General features: G+C 59.5%; 6 protein-coding genes. 2 read left to right on the top strand and 4 right to left on the bottom strand.

All coding sequences use genetic code 11. From position 1 onward, the window contains the following. A partial coding sequence (locus tag VLM75_15700; protein HSV98365.1) for an HXXEE domain-containing protein occupies positions 1–476 on the bottom strand: 476 nt, incomplete at its 3' end. 482 nt (positions 477–958) lie between these two features. Between VLM75_15700 and VLM75_15695 the strand changes: the two genes are divergently transcribed. Further along, positions 959–1,711 carry a prolipoprotein diacylglyceryl transferase gene (locus tag VLM75_15695; protein HSV98364.1) on the top strand — a complete coding sequence of 251 codons (753 nt, stop codon included), beginning with the start codon at positions 959–961 and terminating at the stop codon, positions 1,709–1,711. Between the two features lie 9 nt (positions 1,712–1,720). Here VLM75_15695 and VLM75_15690 read toward each other — a convergent pair whose 3' ends face one another. The 3 genes from VLM75_15690 to lepB form a co-directional block, all read right to left on the bottom strand. Next, the gene (locus VLM75_15690) at positions 1,721–3,586 is read right to left on the bottom strand and encodes a 6-hydroxymethylpterin diphosphokinase MptE-like protein (protein ID HSV98363.1); all 1,866 of its coding nucleotides are present in this window, start codon (positions 3,584–3,586) and stop codon (positions 1,721–1,723) included. Beyond that, on the bottom strand, positions 3,583–5,436 hold the full coding sequence (locus tag VLM75_15685) for a penicillin-binding transpeptidase domain-containing protein (protein ID HSV98362.1): 1,854 nt from the start codon (positions 5,434–5,436) through the stop codon (positions 3,583–3,585). Before VLM75_15685 ends, VLM75_15690 begins: the two co-directional genes overlap by 4 nt. An 88-nt stretch (positions 5,437–5,524) precedes the next feature. Continuing rightward, entirely contained in the window at positions 5,525–6,595 is a 1,071-nt protein-coding gene (lepB, locus tag VLM75_15680; protein HSV98361.1) for a signal peptidase I, read from the bottom strand. 211 nt (positions 6,596–6,806) lie between these two features. On the opposite strand from lepB, the gene VLM75_15675 reads away from it, so the two are divergent. After that, entirely contained in the window at positions 6,807–8,681 is a 1,875-nt protein-coding gene (locus tag VLM75_15675; GenBank protein HSV98360.1) for a helicase-associated domain-containing protein, read from the top strand. The last annotated feature ends 137 nt before the right edge of the window (positions 8,682–8,818 follow it).

The following is an 8,818-nucleotide window of genomic DNA, read 5'->3' as shown; positions in this document are numbered from 1 at the left end:
CCGAGCGAAAGAAGCACCACCGGCACGTAGAGCACCAGGCCCGCGACCGCCGACCAGGAGGCCCCCCTTGCGGTTACTAACCCCTCGCGTAAAGCGCCGCGAAACAGCGCGATCGTAAAGGGGATATTGACGAGCACCGCGGTATAAACACCCGGCGCGGCCTCTCCCGTATGAATCGTTATCGCTATATGGCTGAACGCGTTGAAAAACAGGATCGACTGGATCCAGAGCGGAACATACGCCCAGATGCCCCGTCCGAACCTACCTGCCGCCACAAAGCACAGGACGAAGGCCGCGCCCGTAATGAGTACGAGCGCCGACAGAAACTGCACCTGTGTGACCGAATGGAATCCGGCCATGTGCCGGGCTGAAAACTCCACCATGGAGAGCGACTCCTCCGCGTTATGCAGCGCGAAAAGAAAGGGAAGCGCCCTCACCATGCCGAGGAAACGAAGCCTTTCCGCCGACAATTCCATGCAGCACCTAACCAAACGGTTATATAAACTAACTATTTAGTTAACAATATAGCGGACCGGCTTCTTTTCGTCAAGTTTTTTTGATGATCATGGAAAGGAAGCTTGCCCGGGATGGCCTCCCCGTCTTCCTCCCCGTCATCGACGCTACAATACAGCGCGCTTCAGCACAATACCCCCCCATCCTCCCGCCGTGCCGGGAGTCAATATATAGACGAATGGGAATCGTGATTTATTCCACTTTTCGCACGGGCGCCTTCCATCGATTCCCGGTCGGCCGGATACGCTGTTGCGGCCGGAAGCCGACCGATGAAATCGATAATACTCTTGACAAGTCCGGCTGAATGGCTCCGAAATCAGGACACGCACCGCGCATGGCGCGGAAAACTGTAACAACACTGGCGGCGCACGCTCCGATAGTGAGCGGCCGGCCTGCCGCCGCCGATCGATATGCCGTGATATACCATATTTAGCGAGAGGCCTCCATGTACCCAATACTCTTCCAGTACAAGTTCATCTCCATCGGCGGTTACGGCGTCATGCTGGGCATCGGCTTTTATCTGGCATTTCTTCTTTTCGAGCGCGAGCTCAAGCTCAGGAACATGGACCCGGAGATCGCGTACCGGATACTGCTGGCCGCCATCCCGGGCGGGATCATCGGCTCCAAGGTTTTCCATATTATAGAGCATCTCGACGAGTTCGCCGCCGACCCGGCGGGAATGATCTTTTCGGGGGCGGGGCTCTCGGCCTATGGCGGTTTCATCCTGTCATTCCTTCTGGCGTGGTGGATCATCAAGCGCAGCGGCGAGTCCTTTGTCAAAGTAGCCGACGCGGCGGCGCCCTCGATGGCGCTGGGATACTGCTTCGGCCGTTTCGGCTGCCACGTCGCCGGCGACGGCTGCTACGGCATCGCGACCTCTTCGCTCTGGGCGACCGCCTATCCTAACGGCATCGTGCCGACCACGGCCGCGGTTTACCCAACGCCGTTTTTCGAGGTCTTTTTTTCATTTCTGGTACTGGCGCTGCTCATGCAGCTCAGGAAAAAGGGGCTGGCGGATGGAAAGCTCTTCTTTCTCTATCTCATACTCAACGGCCTTCCCCGGTTCCTGATCGAGTTCATCCGGCTGAACCCGAAGGGAGTCATGGGGCTTTCGCAGGCGCAGTTTATCGGGATATTGTTCATACTGGCGGGACTGGCGGGCTGGTATTACAGCGGAAAGCGCGCGGCGACGGCCTGAGCCGGACCATCATCCGTCAAGGGTCGCCAGCATTTTCACTATAACCTTGCGGATGAACGTACTTCCCTCCAGAAAACCGAGGTAGAGAAAACGCGAGCGCATGGCGACGCGCTCGTCTTCCGCGACAGCGCCCTCCCCTTCGTCGACCTCGTAACCCTCGGTGATCGTGTGGATGACGCGCTGCGCGGTAAAGCTTATCATGTCTTTCAGCGCGTCGAGCGACTCGATGCTTCTGTCGGCCTCCGCGAGCCTTTTCAACAGGTATTCCATCTTTCCCCGGTCGCGCCGCTCCGCTGCGAGAACGGCCCGGAGTTCCTCCGAATTGCGTACGGCCTTCTCGAGCAGCGGCACGAGCGCTTCCAGCTCGCCGAGCATGGCCTCGCAGCGGCGCACGATTGCCCGGCGCACCTCCTTCGGATTGCGCAGCGCGGACATACCCTCTTCATACGCCGAGTCGATAAGACCGAATATGTCGATGACGGGGCCATCAAAACGAAGCTCTTCCGCGGCGACGTGACGAAGGCCCTTTATGCGGGCGCCGTCAAAGCTTGCGTTTACAAGCCGCGGATCGTTCCGCTTCTCGAACCAGGAGAGGAATATCATCATCTTCTGATTGGTATGGACGACCGGTGAGCGTATGCCCCGCACCAGTATCGCCGGAAGCGCCGTGAGCTGGAAACGGTTGAACATGAACGGCGTGTAGAAGCGCCGCGTGCGCAGAAACACCTGCTCGTCGAGATACGAACCGCGCGCGTGGGCGAGGCCGCCCGTAAAGGCCAGGTCCTGCCCCACCAGCGCGATCGTCGAAGCACCGAGCCTCCTGGCGAAATCGTACGCGTTGGTCGAGACCGAGCCCCCGTACGCCATTTCGCCCTTAGGCCCGGTCGCCTCCTCCATCCATTTCAGCATGGGAAACGCCATCCCCGCGAGCGCGCGCCTTCCCCGAAAGAGTCGAAAAACCGAGGGGTGTACCGTGGGATCGGCCACCAGCACGGTCCTGCCACCCGTATCGCCCTCGAAATAACGGGCGTTGATGAGCTGCGGATCCACCGAAACGCAGAAGTGGGGCTCGACGCCATGTTTCTTCAATATTCCGTACGAGGTGTCGACCGCGACGATCACCGCGCGGTCCGCGTTCGCCCGGATGAACCCGATACTGTCCGACAGCGACGGTCCCGCCGCGGCGATTATGGCCGGGACCCCCGCAAACTTTCCGTAAAAATCCCCGGCCCCGGGGTTGTCGATGAACACCCCGGCGTTGCGCGCAATGTTAGCCCCCCAGGTGCGCTCGAACTTGGCGAGCGTGGCGATGTTGACCTCTTTCGCCGACAGGTAGGATTTCGAGATACGATGCAGGTTCGAGTAATACGCGGGGGCGATCTGAAATGAGCCCCGGTGGGTGAGGAATGAAACCCGGTAGGTGGACTTGCCCCGCAGAATGTCCGCCAGGCCCTCCTCCGTGGGGTCGACCAGTATGTGCAGCCGCTCATCGGAAAGCATGTTTGAAAGATCCCGGTGGATGATCGCCGAACGGATCATGGCGGCGCTCTGCTCGAGTACCAGCACGACGGCATCTCCGGAAATGCGATCGAGGAGCTCCGCCAGATGATAGGCGAAGCCGAATCCGAAGACGATGAAGAGGTTGAAGTTCCCCGGCTCGATACCGGCGATGAAGCGGGCGGCCTCCGTTACCGGATCGTACCTGCTGTGAACCGAGATGGTACCGCCCTCCTGCGCGATCTCGGGCACCGGAGCGCCCCCTCGCGACGCGGAGACGCGAATGCGCGGGTCGTCCTCCGCTCCCAAAACGGCGACGTGGACCGGACCGTGACGGCGCTTGAGGAGTGCGCTGTTTTTTTCAAAAAGTTCCGTCATTGTTCTTCGAAATACAGTATGATCTTGCGATGATGGCCGACCGGGCTTCCCGGTTCGGGTGACTGGCGGCGGACGACACCCCTGCCAACCAGCGAATACTCGACCATCGCCTCCTTCCGTATAACCGCAAGCGTCCGGGTCGCCTCGCCGAGCCGCATCCCTCGAAAATCCGGCATAAGTCCCCGATGCAGTGCCGTCGTTCGCGGCGCACCTTTCAGCGGATCACCCGAGGCGACATGTCCCTTTTTTACGCCCCTGTATGGCAGAATCCGCCCGGCGATTCGCGCGAACACCGGCGAGGCCGCGGCGCCGCCCGAAACGCTCTCCGGGGCCTCATCCAGCAGAATGAGTATGCACACGTCCGGATCGTACAGCGGCGCGATCCCCACGAACGACGCCATGTACTTGCCGGGGTGGTAACCGCCCCGTTTCATGGATTTCTGGGCGGTTCCGGTTTTGCCGGCGGCTTCGTAATACGCCATCCGCGCCCTGGTCGCCGTACCGCCCTCCACCACCCCTTTCATCATGCCCAGAAGCCGCGCGGAGACGTCCTGCCTTATTACACGCCCCCGGCTCTTCGGATAGAAAGCCTGCAGCACTGCCCCTTCGTCGGACTCGATTGACTCGATTACCGTGGGGGCCATGTACACGCCGCCGTTGGCAATCGCGCCGAAGGCCGCCACCATCTGGATCGAGGTCACCGATAGCTCCTGACCGATTGAAAGCGAATAACGGGAGAGCCCCGACCAGTCGCCCGCGCCGCGGAGCAGCCCCGGAGACTCGCCGGGCATCTCCACCCCGGTCTCCCTGCCGAAACCGAATCGAGAGAGCGTGGAGTGGAGGTTTTCGCGTTTGAGTCGTTTCGCGGCCTGTACGATCCCCGCGTTGCACGAATGTTTGATGATGCCGTCGAGCGTGAGGTCGCCGTGCACCGCCGTGCATTTTATCACGGCGTCCGCGACCTCTATTTTCCCTTCGCAGCGGAAGGTCTCCTTGAGCACCCCGGGATGCGTCTCGAGCAGCGCCGCCGCCGCGATGACCTTCAGCGTCGACCCCGGCTCGAATGAATCGACCACGGCGAAATTTTTCATGGCATTCCCGGAAAATTCCCGGTATGAGTTTGGATCTACCAGAGGGTACTTGGCCACGGCGAGGAGCCTTCCGGTCTTTACCTCCATCACCACGGCCGCTCCCTGTGCCGCTTGGCTCTCGCGGACGCCGCGCTCGATCTCGCGCTCGGCGGTGTACTGCACCACCCGGTCGATTGTGAGGCGCACGTTGTATCCCTTTACATAATCCGCGTCCGGCGATGTCCGTGCCGGTCCCTTCCTTCCCGTCAGCACGTCGTCGTATTTGTATTCGATGCCTTCGAGTCCGGTGTTGTCCAGCCCCGCGAAACCGACGATGTTGGAGGCCAGCGTTCCGTGCGGATACACCCGGTGGTATTCGTTTTTCAAGTGCAGCCCCCTGATCCCCAGCGACGCGATGCGATCGGCGACGCCGTCATCGAGCTTTCTCCGCAGCCAGACGAAACGCTTTTCGCGCCTCAGGCGGTCAAGCACCATGGATCGCGGCATCCCTATGAGCGGTGCGACCGCGCCGGCGACGGCCTCGGGGTCCTTGATTTCGGAAGGGTTCGCGAAGAGCGACCGGCGTTCGACGCTGACGGCCAGGAGACTGCCCGTCCTGTCAAACACGGCGCCGCGGTGGACCTCCCTGTCGGCGTCGGAAGGAACATGTAATGAATCGGAAAAATGCAGTGAAACAAGGCGATAGACGAGGAAAAGGGCCGTACCGAGGACCAGTACGCCGGTGAACATGACACGCCGCGAGAAGATGGGGATGTTCATTTCGCTTCACCGGGCATCCGATAGTTTCCGAGCCGTCGCGCCCGCGGGCGCGACGGCGGGGCGCCGACTCGGCTCCGCGCGCCCCGCTTCAGCGTATCAGGCCAAGGCGGGAAAAATCAAGGTTCTTTATGTGCGCGGTGTTCCAGTAAAGCATAAGGGCCCGCCCCTTGATTCTCTCCACGGGGAGATAGCCGAATCCCCGGCTGTCGAAGGAGTTCTCCCGGTTATCGCCCATCGCGATGACCGAGCCCTTCGGAACCACCCCTTCGATCTTTCGGTCCCCGAATCCACGATAGCTCGTAAGGCCTTTTATATACGCCTCCTCCACGCGCTTGCCGTTTATCCAGACCGATCCGTCCGCGATATGGTATTCGTCACCCTCCACGGCGATGCACCGTTTGATGAAGTCCTTTTCGTCCTCGCCGGGGGGCCTGAAGATGATGATGTCGCCGCGCCGCACCTCCCGGATGCCGAGAAAATCCAGGTGCAGGGGTTTTTCCATTCCGATCATCCGGGGGATGGCCGGGCCGTAGGTGATTTTCTCCACCAGCAGGTGGTCTCCCACCAGCAGGGTATCCTCCATCGAGCCGGTGGGTATATAATATGCCTGAATGATGAACTGGCGTATGTGCATCGCGAGGATGAACGCGACGAGCACCGCGTCGAAAAAATCATATACCTTTTTGAAAAGCTCGGTCCTTCGCGGCGACATGTCTTGCAGCTGCGCGAGCAGCGCCTGCCGGTCCTCCTTTTTCAGGAGGGCCAGCGGAAACGACGTCGTCATGTACTTCTCGCGCACAATGAGGTTTCCGAAGACGTTCACCTCGCAGTAGGTAACGTCCTGTGCCTTGACGCGCACGCTGCCCGATGAGTGGAATATCTCGAATCCATCCTTGTCGACGACGATTCTGCCTCTTTTGAAACTATTGTACTTGAGGATGTTGTTGATCAGACGTATAATGATCGCGCCCGAAATGAGCCCGCCGAAGAAAAACACTCCGTCGAAGGGAATGGCCGCGGCCAGGAAAACGGTGGAATAGGCGAGCAGGAACGCGTAAAGCGTCCGTCTTGAAAAAAAGCGCCAAGCCTCGGCGCCGGAAACGACCGGGTATTCGCCCTCGGAAACGAGCGAACCGTCAAACCTCAAAAATTGTAGCATTCAATTCTCCGCCAACCCGTAATGATCGATCTGCTGGACCCCGCTCCTCCCGCGACCGGCGGGAAACGATCACCTGTGAGTTGTTGTATTTGGAAGCTTTCGCCACTGTTTGGTGCAAAAATCGCCGGGATGGCGCGCAATGAAATTTTATTGCATAAATACAAGCGCCTGTATAGAATAGTCCAATATCGATGTCCACAACTTTTTTATCATGAAAAAAATCAGCGATGCCGCCAGAAGCCTCACCGGAGAAGATGCGAATAAACTCGCAGAGCTGCTGAGAATAGAGGCCCTTCCAAAGGACGCCGGCCGGGAGGCCGCGGGCTCTATTCTTACGCACGTCGGTTTTCACCTGCTCCTGGGCAGCCTTTCCAGAGAGGAGCTCCAGGTGCTTAACATGGCGCTTTCGGACGAAAACGGCATCACGTACGGCGATATCGACAAAACCCTCAAGATGGAAGGCGCCGCGATCGAGAAGATTTCGGCTTCGCTGTCGGGGAAGCTTCTGGTTTATGTGCTTAAAAACCGTCAGCGCCTGCACAACAAGCTCGATAAAATCTACATCTATCCCGAGATACGGGCCATGCTCCATCCGTTCGACGAGCGGTTCATTAAGGAATATGTTGACGGTGTCCGCGCCGCCCTCAATCGCCCCGGAGAACCGGGCGGAACCGGGCTCGCCCCCCGCCGGCATCGAGGTGCGGCGAGCATTCTCCGCACCCTCTTTGAAAACGGCGGGTTTTTGGAGCTTGACGAACTGCTCGCGTCCGACTCCCGCGGGCAGATAGAGGAAGGACTCAATTTCCTGGCGGTGAACGACATGGTGGCGCTGCGGCACCGACTTGAAGACCCGTTCGCGACCTACCTGTTCATCACCCCGGGTCTTTATCCGGCGTTGGCGGCGGAAAGATCAAACGCGGCCCCCGGAGGCCGCGTGGTTTCAAACGGCTATTACTTTCTCCTCAATATGCTCACCGTGTTCGATGTCGTCTCCTCGAGCGGCCTCTTCATCACACGCCAGCGCGAGTTCCGAAAGATCGACTGGAAGCGGCTTTCCGATGCCCTGCTCGCCATCTACGAGCGATCGGGCGATCCCCTTCCCCCCGATGAGCTCCTGCGCCTCTGCCTGTACGTTTTTCATCGCCTGAAATGCGTCCGTATCAAGCGCGACGCGGTGGTGATATCGCTTTCCGGCCTCGAAAAAGAGGTCGACGCTCCGCTTCGTCTGCTGGTGCGCATCATGAGGAGCCCGCTGGACGAAGAGATCGATGACCATCTCTTCGCTCCGCCGTTTCAAATGCCGCGGCCCGAAACGTTCTCGCGGCTTTGCGATATCGTACTGCACCATGGAGGCGAAAACGAAAGCTCCCTTTTCGCCAGGTTTGTCATGCGTTCGCTTTCGGCGTCCGACCCGCAGGCCCCCGACGGTCTGACCCGCGCGCGGACGGAGGCGGTCCGGCAATATCACGCCGGCATAAGAATGCTCAGCCTGTTCGGGATTACCGAAACGAAGGGGGACTCGGTACTGCTTTCGGACATCGGCACGGAGGCCGCCGCCAGGCTTTCAAAGGCCAGGCGCACGGCGGTCGAGCGGCAGGAAAACGATGCGCGCAGTGTGTACATCAATCCGGACTTCACGCTCATCATCCCCCGGCGCGAAGTCCCCGCCGAGGCCCTTTACCTGCTCGCCGCCCATTCGGACATAGTAAAGGACGATCTGATGCTTCACACGCGCATCAGCAGGAACTCGGTGGTGAGGGCGGACAAACGCGGGATGTCACACCTGGAGTTTATCGCGGCGCTTGAGAAATACGCGCGCAACGGCATACCGCAAAACCTCGGATTTCTCCTGAACGAGTGGTCGGCGCAGACCGTCCGCATCCGGATCACCGATGTCACGCTTTTGCACTGCAGCCATCCCGGCGTGATAGACGAGATGCTCCTCGGGGCGAACAACGGGATCATCGAGCGGCTCGCCCCCCATTACGCGATAATCGACAGGAAGAGCCTGGACCATATAGTGCGCGCCGCGCAGAAAAAGGACGCGGTGATCACCCTCTTCGAAGACGGCGACGAGGCCGATTAGCAGTTTCCTGAAAAACCAGGGTATACTGCTCAAAATATTTTCTGAAATTCGTTGCGTTAGATCTTTTAAAACCTACAAGTGCATTTTTACCTGAATCTGAATGCTTTTCGTCGACAAACAGCACTTGTCACACCCTA

The sequence above is a fragment of the Spirochaetota bacterium genome (assembly GCA_035477215.1).
Taxonomy (GTDB): domain Bacteria; phylum Spirochaetota; class UBA4802; order UBA4802; family UBA5368; genus MVZN01.
Note: the sequence above shows the minus strand (reverse complement) of the source record. Positions and strands in the feature narration are given on the sequence as shown.

Bases quoted from the DNA above. Each gene is read 5' to 3' on its own strand.
- VLM75_15695 (HSV98364.1), top strand. From the start codon at position 959: ATGTACCCAATACTCTTCCAGTACAAGTTCATCTCCATCGGCGGTTAC.
- VLM75_15690 (HSV98363.1), bottom strand. From the start codon at position 3,586: ATGACGGAACTTTTTGAAAAAAACAGCGCACTCCTCAAGCGCCGTCAC.
- VLM75_15685 (HSV98362.1), bottom strand. From the start codon at position 5,436: ATGAACATCCCCATCTTCTCGCGGCGTGTCATGTTCACCGGCGTACTG.
- lepB (HSV98361.1), bottom strand. From the start codon at position 6,595: ATGCTACAATTTTTGAGGTTTGACGGTTCGCTCGTTTCCGAGGGCGAA.
- VLM75_15675 (HSV98360.1), top strand. From the start codon at position 6,807: ATGAAAAAAATCAGCGATGCCGCCAGAAGCCTCACCGGAGAAGATGCG.